This is a genomic window from Alteromonas sp. CH_MED4-4 (assembly GCF_037029575.1).
Taxonomy (GTDB): Bacteria; Pseudomonadota; Gammaproteobacteria; order Enterobacterales; family Alteromonadaceae; genus Alteromonas; species Alteromonas macleodii.
On record NZ_JAYMEU010000012.1, the window covers coordinates 1 to 22,469 of the forward strand.

Genomic DNA, 22,469 nt, shown 5'->3' on the forward strand with positions numbered 1-22,469 from the left:
CCTGTTCGAGTGAGGTGCGCATTATACGCTGGAAGTTTTCGTTGTCAACACTTTTTGAAAATTTATTTTCTGAAGCGTTTCTTCTAAACTCCCGTCTTTACTGGCCTATAAAGGTAGTAGAGACTTACTTCAGGAGGCTTGCTGTTTTGCTTTTCCCCCGAAGCGGATGCGCATTTTAGGGAAATGAGCGCTCACGTCAACACTTATTTTGAAAAAGTTGAAAAAACTGAACTAACCGTCTATTTTTCGCTCAAATGTGATAATTAGTAGACAATATGGACTAATTACTAATAGGATAGGAATTCAGATCCTATAAAGTAGTAGTTCTTAAAGTAGTATTTGATCCTGCCGTTATTATATTAATGCTTAATATTAGCGATAGATATTAAGGCTTGCGTAAAGGAATACGTATAAGAATGTATATAAGCGTAAATGACCTATGCTTTGTGTTCTTTATAAATGTATTAATACTGGTGGTGTCAGAAATTGACTACGCAATAATTATAAAGGTGGGTTTATGTTACGAACTCTTACACTGCTGTCTGCGGCAATACTAGCAACTCATGTTAGTCATACAGCAATGGCACAAGAATTATCCTCAAATGATGTTGCTCAGCCACCTGCGTCAGCGAATGTAGAAAGTGCTGACGAGTCAAATCATTTTCAAACCGCCTTCTTAAGACGTCAAGTAAACCAAACTATGTCGGTTGGCCGAGCAATCAGTTCAATCGCTGGTCATTATCCGCAAGAGATTGTGTCTATTGTGGATATTGCTTTAGATACCTATCCAGACAAATACAGAGAGATCATTTTTGCTGCTATCTCTGCACAACCTGCGTCTACTGAAGAGATTGTACAGCTGGCTATTGAGAAAGAAGTAAGTAGCTGCCCTAACATTGTTCAGTTAGCGATAAAAGCAGAGCCGACTTATGTCGACTTTGTTGTGCAGGCTGCTGCGGTTTCAACACCTGAAGAGCTAGATGAGATTGTACGCGTTGCCGTGCTTACTCAACCTGACGCAGCAGACAGTATTGTTCAGACATTATCGCAAGAACATCCAAATAAGATTGTCGATATCATGACAAGCGCATTGAATGCTGTTCCTTTTGTTGGTGAGTATGTAGTGGATGCGCTTCTGGCCGTGTTTCCTAACGAAGCAGAAACGGTAGTTGAAACGGCGGTGAGAGAGTCTGCGCAGCAGCGTGAACAAGTAATGCGTATTTTAAATACTGCGCAACACGCGGGTGTATCTCAGGATAAGTTAAAAGAATACGCTATGTCTGCCGGACTAAGCGAAGACGACTTTAATAGTGCACTGGGCAATTAACCCCCTACTAATTGATTTTTAAAAAAACGGCGTATCGATTTACTCAATACGCCGTTTTTGTTTATAGCTGTACTAGTATTTTCAACCCTTACCTGCTTTTTAACAACAAGCAGCAAGCGATAGCAACCAAGCCTACCTCACAATTAAACTCGATGTTTTCAAAAAAGCTCAGTTGTTAAGGGAGTGCAACATAGCGGCTTCTTTATAAAGGGTTAGTTCTGCCTTTAGTAAGTCCACTTTCGCTTTTATCTCTTTTATTCGGGCCTTAATTTCATTTTGTGCGCGCGCATTTAACACGAACATATCACTGTCACCTGCATCGAAACGTGTTTTTTCTACTTTAGAAAGGGTTTTCGCTAGCGCCGCATTTTCACTTTGAAGAGCAACAATGTCTTTCGCCTGCCCCCAATAAACTAGCGCTTGTTCAAAACGCTGAGTTATCGCTTGCTCAGTAGAGGTTAGCTTGTGCTCTAGCTCTCTTTGCTTTGACTGTAATTGGGCTTGTTCAGCTTTCGCCTTCCTGTTTCCTAAAGGGTAGGAAAACGACAGACCTACTTTTGTTTCGGTACCGTCTAAATTTGACGGACCAGAACCGATATCTCTTGCAACCGATGCTTTTAAATCTAACTTCGGCAATAACGCGTTACTAGCCAGCGCAGCCTTGTTATTTACCACCTGCTGTTCTAATTTCATCACATCAAGTTCAGGGTGATTACGAAGGGCATTGCGAAGAGTCATAAGCTGACCGTTACCAACCCAGAAAGGCCAGTTGATATCTTTAGGCGGATTCGCTTCATCTACTATCAACATATCTCCCTTAGGTGAACGCCAATAAAAAGAAAGCATTTGAGCATGTGCGTCTCGCTTTTGCTTAAGCTCGGCAAGCAAAAGGCGCTGTTGCAAAATGTTGGCTTTAAATTCTGTCAGCACAATATTGGCTAAATCTCCTTTCTCTACGCGGGTCACCAACGCTCTTTCACGTTGTGTTGCGGTGTTAAGCAACTCTGTAACGGCATTGACCTGCAATGCGCTTTCGTACCACGCAACATATTCACTAACCCCTTTGTAAACAAAGTCATTAATTAAACTTGTCGCTAACGCTTGCCATTGTGAAGTCGCTAGCCCTGCATTGGCTAACTCCGTTCTACGCTTATCCAGTTCTCTGTTTTTAAGTAGGGAGATGGCAATGCCCACACTAGCCTCGCCGCCAGACAAGGTTTCGTAATCGGCTTCGTACACTGGAAAATCACCGTCTGATATACGATACTCGGTATAAACTGAGCCATTAAAGTCTTCGAACGGATTAGAAAAGCGCTGCGTTAAATTAGTACCATCGTAATATCCGCTAACGCGGCTACTGGTTTTCTGCTCTATAAACGGATCAAAACTGCTTCTTGCTATTTCTAACTCGGCTGCAGCTTGATAGTTTCCTTCATTTATCGCCCTAACGTAGGGATGATAGTTCACCATACTCTGGATAAGTGCATCGATTGATGGTGCTTGCCTAGTATTTTTGTTTTGCGCTGCTGCATCAGAAACATGAGTGCTAATAACCGCAACAGTTGCAAGCACTGCTAATGTAAACCTTCGAATTACCATATTGATGCCCCAGCCCCCTTGGCTCCACCGGTAGTAGGCTCTTGCGTTGGCAATGGCGGGAAGTTGTTCAACTGTCGCCACATCTCGTAACCTAGACGCACCTCTTCTAATAGCACCCAGGCTTTAACCCGGCTTCCCAAACGCGCAGAACTTTCAGCCGGCCAAGGAATATCAGACTCGTCAGGTCTAATCCACACGTTAAAATCGCCAGTAGCATTAGCAACAGGCTCTACATACACAACTTCACCACCAAAGGTCCCTATTGCACTACCCGGCCATCCACTAAACTGAAAAACAGGCCAGCCATCAAACTGCAAACGCGCCTTTGCACCAGGCTTAACCAGCGGTGCGTCTAACCCTCTCACGGTAACGCGAACGCTGCGTTTCGCATCTGCTGGAATAAACTGCCCAAGAATATCACCCGACTTTACGAACGTTGACACACCGCCTGATAGCAACCGAACAACCGTACCATCAACGGGTGCATATTTAGTTTGCGTCGATTGACGAGATAAAATCATGCTTACTTCATTAATTTCCGAAACGGAGGCGGCAGCTTTTGCTCGCAGTTCCTGCACTTTTATCTCGGCCTGTTCTACTTCTTTACGTGATACCAGCCCTTGCTCTTGCAGAGACTGTTGACGCGCCAGGTTGTTCTCAGCATTTCTTACTGCTGTTTCATTAGCTTGATTCTTTAAGTTCGCTGCTGAAAGCTGAGATCGCAGCTTCTCAAGTCGCTGCGCATCAATATCGATTAACGTAACGATTGGCTCGCCGGCCTTTATTTGTTGGCCTTCCCTTACGTGCCACTGCTTTACTTGTCCATCAACTAACGCATTTATCGGTTGGGTTCTGTCTTTAGGATCGAGCGAGTCGACCATACCGGTGCCATAAGCCGTTTGGATCCATGGTGTGAAATACAAAATTAGCCCAGCTGCCAACACCAAGAAGATGATAACTCCGGTAATTACACGATGAAGCTTTGGCACTTTCAATGAAGGCAATGAAGTGATGTTATCTAAAAAGCGACGTTCTGCGTGATTCACTTACTCACCCTCCTTATTGTTCTTTGAAGCCGTGCTGCTCTCATTTGCGTTAGCAGCACTAATCGGCGACTCACCATTTGAATACTCATTTAACATTGCGGTTGCGTTATCGTGCAGATGCAACACACCTTCGAAACAATCTGGCAGTGGCATATTGGTAAAATACATGACGGTAAAATCATATTTACTTAAGCGTCGTAGAAGTCGCGCCCTCAACTCTACCGGTATTGCGTCGAAGTGCTGATTCAAAATGAGCAGCTTAGGTTTACCAATAATTGCGGCGGCAAGTTTAAGCAACAAAAACTCCAATGGCTGCAGCGGTGCCCCTAATACGGATACTTTAGTCTGCAAACCCTCTGGTAAGCTATCTATCACTTTGGTCATTTCTACTTCCTCAAGCGCAGCGCGAATATCCGCGATGGTTGCCTGAGGATGTGCCAACTTTAAGTAGCGCTCTACAGAAACTTCGATAATTAAAGAACGATCTAGAATGGTGACGGCCTGCCGTAACTCATGGGTGTCGTAATCGTTTAGACTAAGCTCTCCTAACAAGATGTCGCCCGATTTAACGCGGTCATATTGCTTCAGCAATCCTAGCAGTTGCTTCTGCACCCAACTTTTATCAGTAGTAACAAAATACTTAGTGCCAGGTTCGAAGATAACATTGAGGTGGCACGCATCATTACCATGTTTAAGTTCAACATCGTTAAACACCAATTTAGAAGAAGCTGGTATATGTTCCGAGGTATTGAGCTCTTCCTGCGGCATGTCAAGAGCGCCACCCAGCTTCTCGGCAGCGCCATATAACTCATAGTAAAGTTTTAAATATTGGGTAAAGCGAGACAACCCAAAGAAAACAGCAGACATCACAAGCTCAGCAGCCACTAGCTGACCAATAGAAAGCTCGCCTTGTACAACCAGAACACCACCGATACCAAGTAGCGAAGCACTCGCCACGGCATACATCAATAGAAACATAACCACCTGCGAAAAGGTGTAGTGAAAGTGGCTTTTGTGCTTTTTCACATAGTTACTGATATAACCTTCGGTGCTGCGCCCTGCGTATTCAACATGATCAGCTGACTTAAAGAATTCGTGAGCAATTGCAATATCGTGTAGCCACTTTGCAGAATCGTATTTCGCGTTAGACAATTCAATAGCCGTGCGCTTAGCACCACGCCCCCAAATTTTCCAAACCGCATACATGGTAAGTAAAAGCACCACATTAAACGCGAAAAGCGCTGGGTGGTAGAATGATACTAGTGTGAAACCTACCAGCATCTGTAGTACAAGCGCGAAACCATCAATCATTAAAGACGGCATATTCTTTTGAAAAGTCATTATGTCGAAGTAGCGCTGTGTAATGCTAACGTTTTGTCGACCTTCAAAAAAACTGTGGGGCGCGAGAATAGTTTTTAACCCTAAGTCTGCGGTGAGTCGAGCGTACACTTTACGCTCGTAGAACTCCATCACTCGCATACGAAGCGCGCTAAATACGCCAGATATAAATAAAGTAAGAAATAGAATGACGGCCAATATGATAACTGCCCGAGTTGAACCGATATTGGCGATACTGTTAATCAGCGTTTGAACCGCTATAGGTACCGCAAGGGTCATTAAACTTATTGCTACGCCGTATGCGATAGCAACCCAAAAAAAGCCAGCCTCTGGTTTCAATAGCGAAAATAAGGTCTTTCGCGTTTTACGTAAATCAATTGGTTTAGCCATAGTTATGTCTTCAATATACCGCTAGCTTAAAAATCAGTGACGCGCCGTTTTTAATCGTACAAAAACAACGCTAGATAGTGTATTGCAATAGTTAGTTAGAATAAATCTGTTATATTCTTAATAGTTCATCGAAAAAAATGGGGTCAGAGTACATTTCTTGCCCCTAATACCTTAATAGTCGAGTAGCTTGTTAAAGTATGCATCACCTAAACTACCATCATTTATATTATTTCTATCTTGTTGCCCGTGAGGGTAGCATTGCGAAAGCCGCTAAATTACTCCACGTTACCCCGCAAACCGTAAGCGGGCAACTAAGCACCTTCGAAAATCAGCTAGGTTATTCTCTCTTTGATAGAATAAATAAGCGCCTATACCTGAACGCGCGAGGTAAAGTAAGTTATCAGTATGCCAGCGAAATATTTCATAAAGGCAATCAACTAGCTGAAATACTTAACAATAGCGATGAAGTGAATACGAAAGAATTTGTGATAGGTATTACTAATGGTATTCCAAAAGTGCTTTTTTACGACTTTGTGCATGCCACCATGCGTAGGTTTTCACAGGTTAAATACGTGATAAAAGAGGATAGCTTCGACGGTTTGTTGAAAGAGCTCGCCATTAACGCCATCGATTTCATTCTAGCAGACAGAGGCATAGCCCCTGGTACACAAATAAGCGCCAATAGTTTTTTCTTGGGCGAAAGTTCGTTGAGCTTCTTTGCTAGAGCACCGCTTACTGAAGAACAGACTTTTCCAGAGTGTTTAAATCAAATGCCGTTGCTAATTCAGGGTAATACTTCAGGAATACGGCAAGCACTTACAAGTTGGCTTGAGACAGAACAGCTGTACCCTAAAGTTGTAGCCGAATTTGACGATACTGCTTTGCTCAAACTTTTTGGCAGCGAAGACTTCGGTGTTTTCTGCGCACCATCGGCAATTTCAAAGCATGTAGAAGAGCAATATGGCGTGCACTGTATTGGTAACGCAAGCACATTAAATGAGAGATACTATGCCATTACTGGCAAAAGCCGTGCTGACTACACTATTAGTGAGGCAATCGTAGAAGCCGCTCGCGGAATTCTAACGTAGTGCACTTAATGGTGGGGTCAGAGTACATTTTCTGCCCCCACTTAATTTAAGCAGCAACACCACCGTCTATATCTTGAGCATAAAAATTCAGTGTTAGAATTTTTTCTAACACAAAACGTAGTGCGTCATTAATAGGAATAAGTCTTTCCCCCAATTCATAATCTATTTGAGCAAGTTTTTGTCTGCCTTCTGCGATCATTGGCGGCTTTGTCGATGTAACTCGAACCTCACTATTTGCGGCAATATCATCCACAAATCGCTTTTCAAAGATATCTAAATGCTGTGGCTGTATAGCAATCAGCGCGGCCGCATACTTCTCTGGTACAGCTTGCTTAATTGGTTTACACACCGAAAGTGTGGCTTCGCCAGATTTGGTTTTATAACCTGCTGCACCGAACATACGGCAAATGCCAGGTCGGTATTCGTAAATTCCGCAGTAGCCTTCTTTACCGTCCAAACTTAAGCGTTGATATTGTTTACAGGCGAAGCCGCTGTAGCTGTCTAGCTCGTCAAACGCCTGTTCAGCCCGTCCTGTATCAAACAGATGAAGTGCTAAAGGCAGCATCTCCAATGGCGACACTTCAATGTCGGGGTTATTGCAACATGCACCACATTTCTCAACACAGTTTAGTGACTGGCTAGATTGATATGCACTGAATTCTTGGGAAAGAGATTGGTAAACATCCATCACTTGGCTGGACAGCTCACGCAGCCTATTCATAACGACTCCGCTAGTAAAAGCAAACTAAAACAAATACATGTTCATGCTGGTGTAATGTAATAGGTAGCATGAACTCAACATTCTGATTATTGATTTTGGCAACCAAATTGACAGATCGTACTGGAGGAAGAAATGTACTCTGACCCCAATATTTTAAAGCATGCTTCTTCCCCGCCGGGTGTGCGTAAGCTTGAGGCTTAATGGCAGGGGTTGAATTGGTGCGGATTCTATTTTGGATTTTGGGATTTGGGAAGTTTTTTGTGAATGATCTTTAATGCTCAAGGGAACCGTAGCATTGACACGGTAGGTATTTGCTTTGGCTGCTTGTCAGATTTTGGAGCTACAAGCGTTAGATTTGAGCTGAGTAGAAGACGCGATTGCAACTGTTGATTTTTCAAACTATTATTATAGCTAAGTTTAGCTAAGTCCATAAGGAATTTTAAATGCAAGCCAATATGCATGAAGCAAAAAGTAAGTTATCCCAACTTGTCGAACGGGCAGAGGCCGGTGAAGAAGTAGTTATTGCCAAGTCGGGAAAACCAGCAGTGAAGCTAGTGCCGTATAAAACAGCAAAAAAACGAACTTTTGGGCAATTCAAAGGCCAAGTTCATGCTACTGAAGACTTCGACTCAAAAGAGGTTAACGAAGATATAGCAAATATGTTCGGTTTGTAATGAAAAGAATCTTACTAGATACCCACGTTTTAGTTTGGTGGATGAGTGGAGATGAGCAATTAGGTCATAACGCTCAAAAGCATATCTCTAATACTGAAAACGACATTTATATCAGCGCCGCGTCTGTTTGGGAAATGTCGATAAAGCAGCAATTGGGAAAACTTACGGCACCAGATGATATTGAGTCGGTTATCGAAGAGTTAGGTTTTAGTGCCTTACCTATCAATTTATTTCACGGCCAGCAAGCGGGGAGGTTGCCAATGCACCACCGCGATCCATTTGACAGAATGCTGATTGCTCAAGCTCAAGCTGAAGGATTGCAAATACTAACGAAAGACGAACACTTTCCCGCTTACGGGGTTAGATTGATTGACGCTTTAAAGTGATAGTTGTGTCGGTGTTTCCGGTAACTGAAAAGCGTTGGCGCTAGCTTTAATGCACTAGCGCCATTACTTCACTGAACTATCGAGCTATCAACTCCGAAGAAAACGACAGAGCAATGCCAGCTGGGCTTTCAGGCGCGCTTAAACTACCTACGTCTGTATTTTCCCAAAATTCAGGATATTGTTCTTCAAGGTTCAATTTAAAGGTGAAACTCAAACGAGGGAGTATGTTGAAAACAAAATCGTCAGAATCAGTATACTCATCATTATAAGCAACCTTATTAGCCTGCATTTCAAGTATTGTAACAACACCTTCTTGCTTTGAGCCCAGTAGTTTCCAAGTGTATTCTCTGTTGAAAGTAAACGCGTTATTTTCGCGTAACCCAATGATGTTGACCTCGTTGTCGTCTGCGGTCCATTGGAAGTTATAAAGTTCACGATCTCCTACAAAGTAAGACTCCTCACTAGGTGAATAGACTCTTCCTGCAGTACCGTCAGATTCAAAGTAATAAGCAAATAAGTCGTCAGGTAACGGTACACCATCTACGAAACGTGCTTCATTGTAAGAAGACATCCAAACATTAGGTAATGAGCTCTCAATGCTGAAGTCTTCTGCCAACTCATAGTCTATGGCGTGCATATCGCCAGTGTATTTAATCGCTACGCCATCATTGTCAAATTCATAAAGCGCCAGCACGAAATTATTCTGCGCTTTAAAGGGCGTAACTGTGAAAGACATATCTTCCAATTCAATGTCTATAACACCATCATTTAGCTGCCATGTTCCTTGTACACCAAAAACAAGAGACGTAAAGGTATTATCATCTTTAAATGTGAACTGGTCGTTTAAAATACCAGCTTCAGTACGCTCATCTTCATTTAAGTAGTCTTTGTCATACGTATAACTTCCTTGATAAGCAAATACCCAAGGTGATGCAAGCAGGTCTTCCTCGGTTACGGTAAACGTAGATGCAGTAGTGTTGGTGTATTTAACATTTGTGGTAGTTTCGTACGTAGTAGTAAACGTGGGTTTATCCTGAATGTCATCCATCGGTGTGATGGAAAGCTCAGTGGTAGTTGTTAACACAGCAAGTGCGTGACCGCCGGATTGTGTTAGCAATTCTATACGTTCGCCCACTGTGGTTCGCTCTGTTTTCCAATACTCAATGCCATATTCATGAACATAACTAAGTATCTCGGAAGCTGTTTCTTCATCAAATCGATCATAGATTTCTTCGTCAAGAAACACAAAATAAGCTATGAGTGATTCATCCAGCTCTTCAATAAGCAAGTTTCCGTCTACAACACTCCAGTTAAATTCATCTGAATAAATATTAAATGCATTTTCCGCAGACGTTTTTTCTCCGCTGCCATCTGCATTGAACGTGTAAGCTGTCATGCCTTTGCCAGCTTGCTGCTCTGAGTGGTAGTAAGTCGCAAAAACCGCACCCGCAATGTCGGTATCTACGTAATTTTGCTGTAACGATTCATCTTCGAGAGTTTCTGCTCGGGCAGCATTAATTGCTTCTACATAAGCCTCGTTATAAGTTCCGTCTTCGTTTAACAGTCCCATGCTATCAACATACTTTCGGATGGTGCTTAGCGCATCGACTAGGCTTCCAGTAAAAAACGACAAGGTGCTCATACCTTCAGGAACAGAGAACTCGCTATTATCAGCAAGAACTTTTATGAAGCTGGCCAATCCTAAAACCTTTTCGAAGTCCACTTCACTTGCAAACGTATCGAAGCTTCCCTCGCCGCCGTTCTCTTTATACTCCGAATAAAGTACATCCATAGCCGTACTTAAATGAGTTATTTTGCCTGCAGGAAATAGATCGCTGTTAAGTTCATCAGTATTATTTTCGATGCTAAGGTTACGCATTGTAGTGAAGTCACCGACTCGTGATGATAGCGTTACATGGGCTTGTTCTTCCGTTCCCACTGCATTAAGAATTAAATCGCCGGGCGCAGCACTTACAGTAATAGGAAGCGTGAATCGACCATCCGCGCCGGCCTGCACGGAAGCAATTACATTTCCACCTGCATCGAGCGCGCTCACCTCTGCATTCGCTAAAGGCGCATCGGTTGCAATACTCGAAATAGAAACAGACTGTTGATTCGTGATTGTAATCGTTGAACTTACTGTGTTTTCACCGTCAGTTACATCGTATGAAAAACTGACTTCGCCCATCGCCAACGCTGTAGGTGTGTACACTATCTCATTATTGATGATAGCGGCTTCACCAACATCTGGCACTCCAACTGCCGATATCGTTAAAGCATCACCGTCAGGATCGGTATCATTCGCAAGTGCATCAATAGATACTGCGTCACCATTGAGTGTAACCGCGGAGTCTGCGACAAGCACTGGTACTTCGTTGTTGTCGTCGGAACCGCCACAGGCAGCAAGAAGAGTTGAACTAACGGCAATAGCAATAATGCTTTTGTTCATTTTGAACGTCCTTGTATTTAAAATAATTTATTATGAGACTTTGAATTTATCTTGCTGAATATAACCTATTGTTAAGCAATAATTAAGATAACTACTAGAAAATTAAATGCTCTTTTTTTGGCTAACGATTAAAGGCACGGCGAAATATTTTTATCTCGCCCATAACTCAGTATACTGAATGCATAAAATGTATTTGAAAACTAGGGAATTCAAATGAAGCCAGTCATTCTTGCAGGTGGTACCGGAAGCCGCTTATGGCCAAAGTCTCGCGCCGCTTTACCAAAACAGTTCCTGTCTCTTACTTCTGACAAAACGATGATTCAAGACACTGTACTAAGACTCAATGGCATAGAGTCTTTGCCACCTTCTATTATCTGTAACGAAGAACATCGATTTCTTGTTGCCGAGCAAATGCGACAAATAAGTGTCGATAACAGCGACATTCTTTTAGAGCCAGTTGGTCGCAATACAGCTCCAGCTATTGCACTTGCTGCATTTCAAGCTAGCGAAAACGGGGAAGATCCTGTTCTTTTGGTATTAGCCGCCGATCACTTAATAAAAGATAGCGATACGTTTCGTACCAAAATTAGAGAAGCCCAGGCTCTAGCTGAACAAGGTAAGTTAGTTACTTTCGGTATTGTCCCCACTCAGCCTCATACTGGTTACGGCTATATAAAAGCCGGAAACAAACTGAATATTGGCTTCGATGTAAGTGAATTTGTTGAAAAGCCAGATATGCCTACCGCAACACAATACGTAAGTTCAGGTGAGTATTTTTGGAATAGCGGCATGTTTATGTTTAAAGCCAGTGCATTTTTAAAGGCGCTGGAAGTGCACGCACCTGACATATATTCGGTATGTAAAAAGGCGATTGAAAAAACCGAAAAAGATCTCGACTTTGTTCGTCTAGACAAAGACATTTTTGCTTCATGCCCAAGTGATTCTATCGATTATGCAGTGATGGAAAAAACTTCCGAAGCCGCGATGGTAACACTAGATGCAGGTTGGTCTGATGTAGGCAGTTGGTCGTCTCTCTGGGAGACGGGAGAAAAGGACGCAAATGGCAATGTAACTACTGGCGACACCTTATTAGAAGGCACCACTAACAGCTATGTGAATGCCGAGCACAGCCTAGTTGCAGTTATTGGCCTAGAAGACGTGGTTGTAGTTGAGACCAAAGATGCTGTGATGGTGGCGAATAAGAAAAACGCAGAACACATCAAAACCGTTGTGAACCGTTTGAAAGCTGAAAAGCGCCCTGAATTTGAGTTTCACCGCGAAGTTTTCAGACCTTGGGGAAGTTACGATTCAATAGACAATGGTGGACGTTTTAAAGTTAAGCGTATTACCGTGAAGCCAGGCGAAAAACTATCAGTTCAAATGCATCATCATAGAGCTGAACACTGGGTTGTAGTATCAGGTACAGCTAATGTGACAATAGGCGATGAAACGCAAATGCTAACGGAAAATGAATCTGTCTATATTCCGATTGGGGCGGTTCATGCATTAGAAAATCCAGGAAAGATTCCACTAGAGCTAATTGAAGTACAATCTGGAGCTTATCTTGGGGAAGATGACATTGTTCGCTTTTCTGACAGGTATGGACGGTCTGATAAATAAATGCAGTGTAAGGCAGTTTGTCTAACTAAAAAAAGCCAGGTTATGAACCTGGCTTTTTTAATTTACACGGAAAAATGTACTCTGACCCCAAACTTGGGTTAGTCAGCGTTGAACAAGTCGCGGCTGTATACTTTATCTAGTACATCTTCGATATCGCCCGTAACACGGTTTGCTACGATTACGTCAGAGATTTTCTTAAATTCGTCTAAGTCATTTACCACACGAGAACGGAAGAACTCCTCTTCCTTAAGTACCGGCTCGTATACTACCACTTCAATACCTTTCGCCTTAATACGTTTCATGATGCCTTGAATAGCACTTGCTCGGAAGTTATCAGAACCAGACTTCATGATAAGGCGATAAATACCTACAATTTTGGGGCCACGGCTTACAATTGAATCGGCGATAAAATCTTTACGCGTACGGTTAGCATCTACAATAGCCTGAATCATGTTATTAGGCACTTCACTGTAGTTAGCTAGTAACTGTTTGGTATCTTTTGGTAAGCAATAACCACCGTAACCAAAACTTGGGTTGTTGTAATGATTGCCGATACGTGGGTCTAAACCGACACCTTCGATGATTTGTTTAGTGTCTAAGCCATTACGCTCTGCATAGCTATCTAGTTCGTTAAAGTACGCAACACGCATTGCTAAGTAAGTGTTCGCGAAAAGCTTGATGGCTTCGGCTTCGGTGCTGTCGGTAAATAAAACATCGATGTTCTCTTTTATTGCACCTTGCTGAAGCAGTTTTGCGAAAACCTCCGCGCGCTCACTACGCTCGCCTACGATGATACGGCTTGGGTAAAGGTTGTCGTAAAGCGCTTTGCCTTCACGCAAAAATTCAGGCGAAAAGATGATATTTTCAGATCCAAAACGAGCTTTTGCATCTTTAGTAAAGCCTACCGGTACGGTCGATTTTACAATCATCACTGCATCAGGGTTTACTTCCATCACTGTTCTAATAACAGCTTCTACACTACCAGTATTAAAGTAATTCGTTTGCGGGTCGTAGTCTGTTGGTGTTGCAATTACCACATAGTCAGCATCTTTATATGCTTCTTGCGCATCAAGCGTTGCTACAAGGTTTAACTCTTTTGTTGTCAGGTATTCGGCTATCTCTTTGTCTTCAATTGGAGACTTTTTGTTATTCAGCATTTCGACTTTTTCAGCTACCAAGTCAACTGCTTTCACTTCATTGTGCTGCGCAAGTAACACTGCATTTGAAAGCCCCACATAGCCTGTGCCTGCTACGGCTATTTTGAGCTTCTGCATAGTACTATCCATTTAAATTCTCTCCAGTTTTATACAAATAAATTTCGATAACTATACAACTAATATTGCATAGTAATTTTAAACAATGATGAACACTACGCCTAACTTATCAAATTCTTGAAATAGTGTATCAAAACTATGTTTCATGCTCATGCATCAACTATGCCTTTGTCACTCAATCTTTAACTCGGTAGTAGTTTTAATTGAGAAGTTCTCTCGCTTGAGAGTTAAGTTTGGATTATAAGCCGGATCACACTTTATGAATGCACACCATGTAGTTTGTAAATACGATAATTCGCGGTTAAAACGGGCCGCTTTTTCAGGTGAAATATCTAAGCCTCTACTAACCGATTCATGATGAAAAAGCTCTGCTTCTGCACAGTAAACATTATTAACGCCTAAGCCCTTAACCTTTAAACAAAAATCTACATCGTTAAAGGCAACAGAAAGGTCTTTTTCATTCAAACCGTTTACGGCATCAAAATGCGTGCGTTTAACTAATAAACACGCTGCGGTTACAGCACTGTAGTTGCTTGTAGCAACTATCCTTTTTAAGTAACCATTATGAAACCGAGGGAAATTCTTATGAGCGTGCCCGGCTCCGCCACCATACCCTAATACGACACCAGCGTGCTGGATACGCGTATCGGAATAAAGCAACTTTGCACCAACACAGCCAACGCTTTCTCGCTCAACGTGACCAACCATATATGTTAGCCAATTAGGCGATATGACCTCAATATCATTATTTACTAACCCAAGAATGGAACCTCTTGCATGTTCAACACCGAAGTTATTAATTGCAGAGTAATTAAATGGCGCTGGATAACGAAGAACTCGAACCTTATCCAAAGTGTCTAAATAGTCAAAGTACTCAATACTTTCCTGCTCGTCAGAGCCGTTATCAATGAGCAATATCTCGTAATTTTTATATGTTGTTTTTTCTAGAATTGATTCAATACAAGCTTTAACCAGTGTTTTCCCATTTTTCGTGGGAATGATTAAGCTCACCAGTGGATTTGTATTGGGCCAGCAAAGTCGATTTACGTTAAACTTTTCATCCAATTCGACTGTAGCTTTTGAATGTCTTTCTATCACCATCTTCACACGTTCCAGCGATTTTGCTTCATTATTTTCTGTGACTGAAAGATGCACCAAAGGTAACGGCATATGATTAACCACTAAGTCATCGATAGATAAGGAAAGCTCAGTAATGACCTCAGCAATCGTTGTTTGATTAGAAATATGTAGCGACTTTAACCGCGAAGTTTTGATCATTACCCCGCTATTGATATATCCCGTAGAATATTGAAGCTCAGGGTTCCAACTTGGTAAGAACCTTGGTGACGTTTTAGTCCCATTACTACTCAATTCGTCAGTATCACAATAGACTAAATCATTACCTTTTAACGCTTCAAAAAGATGGTAAATAGCAGTGCTTTCTAATAGGTCACCTCCATTTAGCAACAATGTAGGTAACCTGTCATCTAACAGTGAAATTTTCTGTTCTATTGCACCCAGCGCCAATTCGCCCGTTATTAAGCAAGTTTTCGCACCAAGGGTTTTAATGCTTCCCTCTGTCACGCCTTGGTTGTCGGTGCCAAATATTACTGCTTGCCACTCGCCAATATTAGTTATCGATTTTGAGAAAGCAGGTTCATTTACTTCAAGCCAATAATTGTACAACGCCTGCGTCTGGTTAGGTGTTGGAGCATCGAAAAATAGCCCCGACTTTCTTACCGACCTTACATACAAGCCAGTTAAACGTTCATTTTGTTTGAGCTTGTTTTTTAAGTTTTTAGGAATAAGTTGAAGGGCGGCACGCACTGACCGCATGGCAATTTTTTTCATGTAGACTATTTAGGGCCTTAAAAATAAAGAAAGCCGCTTTATATAAAGCGGCTTTCTAGTTTAACACTTGTAAACTTGTATGGGTATCAGCTTCCGGTACCTAAACGCTCGCCTTGGTAACTGCCGTCAAGAACTGCTTTCCACCAGCCTTCGTTTGATAAATACCACTCAACAGTTTTGTGAATACCGCTTTCGAAGGTTTCTTGAGGCTTCCATCCCAGCTCACGCTCAATTTTGCTAGCATCAATGGCATAGCGCATATCGTGGCCTGGACGGTCTTGAACGTAGGTAATCTGCTCAGCGTATTTGCTATCTTTCGGCTTAACTTCATCTAGAATTGAACAGATAGTTTGCACTACTTCAATGTTCTGCTTTTCGTTGTGGCCACCAATGTTATAGGTTTCACCGATTTCGCCGTTTAGTGCAACCACAACTAATGCACGTGCATGGTCTTCAACATACAACCAGTCACGAATTTGGTTACCTTTGCCATATACAGGCAGCGGCTTTCCAGCTAGCGCATTTAGAATAACCAACGGAATAAGCTTTTCCGGGAAGTGGTACGGGCCGTAGTTATTCGAGCAGTTAGTAACTAGTGTGGGTAACTTATATGTACGAAGCCACGAACGCACTAGCTGATCTGAGCTCGCTTTACTTGCTGAATACGGTGAGCTAGGTGCATACGGTGTAGTTTCTGTAAAGAGTGGAAGCTCTGTTCCTGGTTCAACCTCATCTGGGTGAGGAAGGTCACCATATACCTCATCGGTAGAAATATGATGGAACTTAAAGCCTGCTTTTTTATCGCCTTCTAGTGCAGACCAATACGCTCTTGCTTGCTCAAGTAAGGTGTATGTTCCTACTACATTGGTCTGAATAAATTCGCCTGGGCCGTCGATAGAACGATCTACATGTGACTCGGCCGCTAGGTGCATAATAATATCGGGCTTGTGAGTATTGAACACGCGCTTTACTTCTTCAGCGTCACAAATATCAACTTGCTCAAAACTATATCGGTCGCTATTTGAAACTGATGTTAATGACTCTAAATTGCCCGCATAGGTCAATTTATCCAAATTGACTACAGTATGGCCTGTATCGTTTATAAGATGGCGAACCACGGCTGAACCAATGAACCCTGCGCCACCTGTTACTAAAATTGTTTTACTCATTTTTTTACCAAAAGTATAATTCTATCGTGTCCATTTAGGCTTTCAATTCATCAAGCATATCGGACAACTGCTTTCGCCAGTGAGTGGGCTTGCACGAAGCAAATGCTTCGCGCGCAGTTTGTTTATCCAACACACTATAGTGTGGGCGCTTCGCTGGTGTTGGGTACTGGCTAGAGGGAATTGGTAATACTGGAATATCACTACTGAGTAGACCTTTTTCAATTCCAAGCTCTTGAATAGCTATAGCAAAATCGTACCAGCTTGCTACGCCCTCGTCGGTCCAATGATAGACACCCGCTGTTTTATTTTCAGCTGCCAATACACACGCTTCAGCCAACCCTTTGGCCCAGGTAGGTGTACCAATTTGGTCGTCTATAACAGAAAGCTGTGGTTTTTCACTCATCAAACGCAGCATGGTTTTCACAAAGTTATTGCCATGCGACGAGTAAACCCAAGCGGTACGAATTAGACAGCTAGCATCTGGCAGTATTTCAAGCAGTGCTTTTTCGCCTTCTGCTTTTGATTTGCCATACGCACCTTGAGGTTCAATCGGGTCGTCTGTTAAATAAGGCGAACCTTTGTGACCGTTAAACACATAGTCGGTCGACACATGCACCATAAAGGCGCCATGTGCTTTACAGAAAATCGCCAAATTCTTAACGGCAACAGCATTGATAGCGTTACACGCTTCAGTGTCTTCTTCAGCTTTATCGACAGCGGTGTACGCTGACGCGTTAATCAAAACATCTGGTGATAGAGGGGCTAAAGAAGCTTCGATGATATCGCTATTTGTAATATCAATATCATCGCGCCCAAAAAGCGTAACTTGGTGCGGGCTATTTTCTAGTTCACGAGAAAGCTCAAAAGCTAATTGCCCAGACTTGCCTATAATTACAATATTCATTAATTGCTATTACCCAAAAAAAGCCCCAATAACAATTAGAATGTAGGAGCGTCTACAAATGCTAAACCCGTTTCGTCTTTACCAGACAGCAAAGGTTTTTCTCCATTCACCAAAGGCCAGTCAATATTCAACGTTGGGTCGTTATACTTTACCGATACTTCAGATTCCGGATGATAGTAGTCTGTGCATTTATACACGAATTCAGCCGATTCACTGGTTACGTAAAAACCATGAGCAAAACCCGCTGGCACCCAAAGCTGACGCTTATTTTCTGCAGATAATGTAACGCCTACCCACTTGCCATAAGTAGGCGAGTCTTTACGCATATCTACGGCTACATCGTAAACTTCGCCGCTAACTACGCGTACTAATTTACCTTGAGTTTGCTCCATCTGATAATGAAGGCCACGAAGAATACCTTGGCGAGATTTAGAATGGTTATCTTGAACAAAGTCTACATCTGCGCATTCTTTTTTAAACCAATCGGTACGAAAGGTTTCTAGAAAGAAGCCGCGCTCATCGCCAAACACTTTCGGCTCAATAACTTTAACGTCGGGGATATCTGTCTTGATTACTTGCATTTACTTTCCGTACTAGCGTGCAAATGAATATAAGAAGAAAGGTGGCAATGCCACCTTCTATAGCTTGAATATAGGTTAAACTTTTACTCTGTCTTTAAGAACTTTCAATAAGTAATCACCATAACCGCTCTTCTTAAGTGGAGCCGCCAGCTTTTCTAGCTGCTCAGCGTCGATATACCCCATTCTGAAAGCGACTTCTTCAGGACAACATACTTTTAAGCCCTGACGTTTCTCTATAGCGCCCACAAAGTTCGCTGCATCAAGTAGAGAGTCTAGAGTGCCCGTATCAAGCCAGGCTGAGCCCCGTCCCATTAACTCAACTTTAAGAGCGCCATCTTTTAGATAAAGATTGTTTAAATCGGTAATCTCAAGCTCACCACGAGGTGATGGTTTTACCTCTTTCGCGAAATCAACAACTCTGTTGTCGTAGTAGTAGAGCCCTGTAACTGCGTAATTAGATTTGGGAACAGCAGGCTTCTCTTCAATAGAAAGCGCGTTCCAGTCATCATCGAAGCTAACTACACCATAGCGTTCTGGGTCATTGACATGGTAACCGAATACAGTAGCGCCCTGCTCTTGGTTATGGGCGCTCTGCAGAGAGCGCTTTAAATCATGTCCATAATAGATATTGTCACCAAGAATAAGCGTGCAGCAATCATTACCAATAAAGCTATCACCTATAAGAAATGCTTGGGCCAAGCCATCGGGTGAAGGCTGAACTGCGTATTGAACACTAATTCCCAGTTCACTCCCATCGCCGATAAGCTCAATGAAACGACTCTGCTCTTCTGGTGTTGTGATAATTAAAATATCCCTTATCCCAGACATCATAAGCGTAGCTAGGGGATAATATATCATCGGCTTATCGTAAACCGGCATCAGTTGCTTGCTCACGACTTTCGTCAATGGGTGCAATCGAGTGCCAGAACCACCTGCTAAAATTATACCCTTCCGTTTCATAGTTATTCCTTTTTAATTTTCTCTGATGACTTCAGCCAAGCTATTGGCTAACTCAGAAGCAAGCCCCCTATCTCTAGCTTCTATCATCACACGAATTAATGGTTCTGTTCCAGACTTTCTAAGAACAAGTCGTCCATTTTTACCTAAAGCCTCTTCTACGCGACTGACCTCATCTTTTACTACATCTAAATCAAGCACTGAATCCAGATCGTTATGACGAACGTTCACCATACACTGAGGAAGCTTTGTCATCCCTGCTTTTAGTTCACTTAAGGAGTATTCACTTTTTACTACTACGGTTAAAATTTGTAGCGCAGCGATAATGGCGTCTCCAGTAAATGCATAATCTAAGTTAAGAATATGTCCTGAGGTTTCCCCCCCAATTCGCCAACCAGTTTCCTTAAGTTTCTCGACGACATATCTATCCCCAACTTTTGTTCTAACAAACGGAATATCAAGTTCTTTCAATGCTATTTCAAGGCCTAGGTTGCTCATCAGTGTGCCGACAACACCGCCTTTATAGCCAGCTTGCTTAGCTTCACGAGCCATTAAAAAGAGAATCTCATCTCCATCAACAACCTCACCTTGAGAGTCGACAAACATGATTCTATCGGCGTCGCCATCAACGGCTATGCCTAGATCAGCTTTATTTGTCGTGACTGCTTTACTCAACGAGTTGAGGGAAGTTGCACCGCAATCATTATTAATATTTATGCCATTCGGCGTATTGGCGATGTTAATTACTTTTGCGCCCAGTTCTTCAAATACACTAGGTGCGACTTTATATGCTGCTCCGTTGGCACTATCGACAACAATTGTGAGTCCTTCTAAACTAAGCTCGCTCGAAAAGGTACCTTTACAAAACTCGATATAACGACCAGCGGCATCTTCAACTCTTCGTGCTTTGCCTAAACGTTCTGAGTCAACACAATCGATACCATTTTCTAGTGCATACTGGAGCTTTTCTTCAATTACCTGCTGCTGTTCACTGCCTAGTTTAGCCCCGCTACGGCCAAAAAATTTAATCCCGTTGTCGTAATATGGGTTGTGAGATGCGCTTATGACTACGCCAGCATCAGCTCTAAAAGTCGAAGCTAAATAGGCTACTGCTGGAGTAGGAATAGGCCCAGCTAGAGCAATGTTTACGCCAGCAGCCGATAAACCAGCTTCCAATGCAGATTCCAGCATATACCCACTGGCGCGTGTATCTTTTCCTACTAGTACCTCTTTTGTACCGTCTGCCGCCAAGACTACACCTGCAGCCCAGCCTAGCTTCATAACGAAATCTGGTGTCATTGGGAACTCGCCAACTTTCCCGCGAATTCCATCTGTGCCAAAATATTTTTGAGACATTTTTACTTCCTAAAAAACGAAAGGCCACAACTTAAAAAGCCATGGCCGATTATCAAGATATTAGTGCTATTCTACTGTAACTGACTTTGCAAGATCTCGAGGTTGATCGACATCAGTGCCTTTTATCAATGCTACGTAGTATGAGAAAAGTAGCAGAGGAACGGTGTAAACAATCGGCGCAATTACAGTTACTGGAATTTCACCGTCAATCAACGCCAGAGGGCCATGCGTAAGCTCTCCCGAAGCAGATGCTACAGCGTGAATATATGAAATTTCTTTGAGTTTGAGAGCGCTTTCCATTGCAATCGGATATTGAGCGCCGCGCCCCAAGCACAAACTATGGTACTTGTCTGCAAACTCTTCAGCAAGTGTCTCGATAACATCGGCAGTGCTGAGAGCCTCCTCAACCTTGCAAGGAAAGGTTTCGATCGCATTAGTGACCGAGCTAGCCCTTTCACTAGACTTTCCATTAAATTTATCTTGCGCTAGCGTAAGCATTAAAAGCGCTGTTAACTGAGTAGTAAACGCCTTTGTCGACGTAACTCCAATCTCCGCACCGGCTAGAGTCATAAATGCAAGATCAGACTCACGTACTAACGGTGAGCCTGACACGTTACACATCGTAAGTACCGACATTTAGCCCAGCTCTTTAGCCAAGCGCCACGGGGCTAATGTGTCTGCCGTTTCACCGCTCTGCGAAATAGTAACAAACGAGCTATCTTGGTGAGCAGCAGACTTGCGAGACCTAAACTCTGAGGCGATTTCTACTGAGCAAGAAACATTTGCATCTTCTCCAAGCCAATATCGTGCAGTCATGCCCGCGTGATAGCTGGTTCCACATGCGATAATTTGCATATATATCACTTATTTTAAGGCGTTTTCTGCACTATCGTCAAATAGCGCGTCAATGTTGTGAATATTATCCACTCTATCTTGAAGGCTATTCGTAAATCTCTTTGAGCATGTAGTGACGATACACGCCTTTATCACCTGCATCATGTTCTACGGTGAACTCTACAACTTAACGTTCAACGCGCTTACAATCTTTGTCGAAAATCGTCACTTCACGGCGCGTAACCTTAGCTACATCACTTTCTTCTAAGCATATAAAACTTCGCGTTACGGGTAGTAATGCTTATTGGTCTGAAGCAATGAAATTTTCACCCATACTCTGCTCTATAACTAAGGGGCTACCTGAACTCGCGAATACCATTGTGTCAAAGTCTCCCTTATCGACTAACACAACTCTGTACGCGCCGGCGAAATACGATACCGCACTCTGAACTGCCTTTAATAGAGACTTACCATCATTGAGCATATCGTGAACTACATGCACAGTGGTTTCTGTGTCAGTATTACTTGAAAAGGTATAACCTTTTTCGCCAAGCTCTTTTCGCAACGTGACATATTTCTCGATAATACCATTATGAGCCACTTCTACTAGGCTAGAAGAAAAATGCGGATGTGCATTATATTGAGTTACGCCAACGTGAGTAGCCCATTGCGAGTGCGCTTTAGTTTGCGCCATCCCTGTCTAATAAAGTTACCCAAGTAGAATCATATTCTTTGTACTCTAACTTCATTAATCCTTTTAGTAATATCTCAAGTAATGAGACATTTTCAAGAGGCCCCAAAACAATAATTTACTCAGCGTAGATTTCCAGATTATTTCTTTATCGAAATTTTAGTTACTTCTAGTTTCAACAAGGTATTTAACTTAAATTTATGCTGACTGTTGA

At 42.5% G+C, this 22,469-nt stretch carries 17 protein-coding genes and 1 pseudogene; 5 read left to right on the plus strand and 13 right to left on the minus strand.

All coding sequences use genetic code 11. The annotated features are described in order from the left end of the window. Positions 1 to 517 precede the first annotated feature (517 nt). Entirely contained in the window at positions 518 to 1,327 is an 810-nt protein-coding gene (locus WA381_RS10035) for a hypothetical protein (protein ID WP_014950850.1), read from the plus strand. A 168-nt stretch (positions 1,328 to 1,495) separates the two neighbouring features. Here WA381_RS10035 and WA381_RS10040 read toward each other — a convergent pair whose 3' ends face one another. From WA381_RS10040 to WA381_RS10050, 3 genes are read right to left on the minus strand one after another with little or no spacing between them, the layout of a single operon-like run. Further along, a complete protein-coding gene (locus WA381_RS10040) occupies positions 1,496 to 3,007 on the minus strand; it encodes a TolC family protein (RefSeq protein WP_231506575.1) in 1,512 nt (503 codons plus the stop codon). Further along, entirely contained in the window at positions 2,920 to 3,972 is a 1,053-nt protein-coding gene (locus tag WA381_RS10045; RefSeq protein ID WP_014977505.1) for an HlyD family secretion protein, read from the minus strand. The genes WA381_RS10040 and WA381_RS10045 overlap by 88 nt, the downstream gene beginning before the upstream one ends. Beyond that, positions 3,973 to 5,700, minus strand: a complete 1,728-nt coding sequence (locus WA381_RS10050; RefSeq protein WP_156086957.1) for an ABC transporter transmembrane domain-containing protein — start codon at positions 5,698 to 5,700, stop codon at positions 3,973 to 3,975. Between the two features lie 197 nt (positions 5,701 to 5,897). Between WA381_RS10050 and WA381_RS10055 the strand changes: the two genes are divergently transcribed. Further along, positions 5,898 to 6,788, plus strand: a complete 891-nt coding sequence (locus WA381_RS10055; protein ID WP_101566000.1) for a LysR family transcriptional regulator — start codon at positions 5,898 to 5,900, stop codon at positions 6,786 to 6,788. A gap of 46 nt (positions 6,789 to 6,834) precedes the next feature. On the opposite strand, the gene WA381_RS10060 is transcribed toward WA381_RS10055, so the two are convergent. Next, positions 6,835 to 7,509, minus strand: a complete 675-nt coding sequence (locus tag WA381_RS10060; protein ID WP_156078874.1) for a YkgJ family cysteine cluster protein — start codon at positions 7,507 to 7,509, stop codon at positions 6,835 to 6,837. 443 nt (positions 7,510 to 7,952) lie between these two features. On the opposite strand from WA381_RS10060, the gene WA381_RS10065 reads away from it, so the two are divergent. Together WA381_RS10065 and WA381_RS10070 are read left to right on the plus strand one after the other, a co-directional pair. Beyond that, a complete protein-coding gene (locus WA381_RS10065) occupies positions 7,953 to 8,183 on the plus strand; it encodes a type II toxin-antitoxin system Phd/YefM family antitoxin (protein ID WP_156078875.1) in 231 nt (76 codons plus the stop codon). After that, positions 8,183 to 8,569, plus strand: a complete 387-nt coding sequence (locus WA381_RS10070; RefSeq protein ID WP_156078876.1) for a type II toxin-antitoxin system VapC family toxin — start codon at positions 8,183 to 8,185, stop codon at positions 8,567 to 8,569. The genes WA381_RS10065 and WA381_RS10070 overlap by 1 nt, the downstream gene beginning before the upstream one ends. A gap of 76 nt (positions 8,570 to 8,645) precedes the next feature. On the opposite strand, the gene WA381_RS10075 is transcribed toward WA381_RS10070, so the two are convergent. Continuing rightward, the gene (locus WA381_RS10075) at positions 8,646 to 11,018 is read right to left on the minus strand and encodes an Ig-like domain-containing protein (RefSeq protein ID WP_156086958.1); all 2,373 of its coding nucleotides are present in this window, start codon (positions 11,016 to 11,018) and stop codon (positions 8,646 to 8,648) included. Between the two features lie 213 nt (positions 11,019 to 11,231). On the opposite strand from WA381_RS10075, the gene WA381_RS10080 reads away from it, so the two are divergent. Continuing rightward, complete coding sequence (locus tag WA381_RS10080) at positions 11,232 to 12,638, plus strand: mannose-1-phosphate guanylyltransferase/mannose-6-phosphate isomerase (protein ID WP_156086959.1); 1,407 nt, start codon at positions 11,232 to 11,234, stop codon at positions 12,636 to 12,638. 98 nt (positions 12,639 to 12,736) lie between these two features. Here the strand turns inward: WA381_RS10080 and WA381_RS10085 are convergent, their stop codons facing one another. From WA381_RS10085 to glmS, 8 genes and pseudogenes are all read right to left on the minus strand, one after another. After that, positions 12,737 to 13,924, minus strand: coding sequence for a nucleotide sugar dehydrogenase (locus WA381_RS10085; RefSeq protein WP_156086960.1), 1,188 nt, complete (start codon positions 13,922 to 13,924; stop codon positions 12,737 to 12,739). 159 nt (positions 13,925 to 14,083) lie between these two features. After that, positions 14,084 to 15,763, minus strand: coding sequence for a glycosyltransferase family 2 protein (locus WA381_RS10090; RefSeq protein ID WP_156086961.1), 1,680 nt, complete (start codon positions 15,761 to 15,763; stop codon positions 14,084 to 14,086). A gap of 86 nt (positions 15,764 to 15,849) precedes the next feature. Beyond that, positions 15,850 to 16,932, minus strand: coding sequence for a dTDP-glucose 4,6-dehydratase (rfbB, locus tag WA381_RS10095; RefSeq protein WP_156086962.1), 1,083 nt, complete (start codon positions 16,930 to 16,932; stop codon positions 15,850 to 15,852). A gap of 34 nt (positions 16,933 to 16,966) precedes the next feature. Next, positions 16,967 to 17,836 (minus strand): dTDP-4-dehydrorhamnose reductase, encoded by an 870-nt coding sequence (gene rfbD, locus WA381_RS10100; RefSeq protein ID WP_156086963.1) that lies wholly within the window; start codon positions 17,834 to 17,836, stop codon positions 16,967 to 16,969. 35 nt (positions 17,837 to 17,871) lie between these two features. Further along, the gene (gene rfbC, locus WA381_RS10105) at positions 17,872 to 18,417 is read right to left on the minus strand and encodes a dTDP-4-dehydrorhamnose 3,5-epimerase (RefSeq protein ID WP_039226629.1); all 546 of its coding nucleotides are present in this window, start codon (positions 18,415 to 18,417) and stop codon (positions 17,872 to 17,874) included. 75 nt (positions 18,418 to 18,492) lie between these two features. Continuing rightward, entirely contained in the window at positions 18,493 to 19,377 is an 885-nt protein-coding gene (rfbA, locus tag WA381_RS10110) for a glucose-1-phosphate thymidylyltransferase RfbA (protein WP_156086964.1), read from the minus strand. Positions 19,378 to 19,389: 12 nt separating this feature from the next. Beyond that, a complete protein-coding gene (gene glmM / locus WA381_RS10115; RefSeq protein WP_156086965.1) occupies positions 19,390 to 20,730 on the minus strand; it encodes a phosphoglucosamine mutase in 1,341 nt (446 codons plus the stop codon). Between the two features lie 66 nt (positions 20,731 to 20,796). Then, positions 20,797 to 22,373 (minus strand): annotated as a pseudogene (glmS, locus tag WA381_RS10120) (glutamine--fructose-6-phosphate transaminase (isomerizing)). Positions 22,374 to 22,469 lie beyond the last annotated feature (96 nt).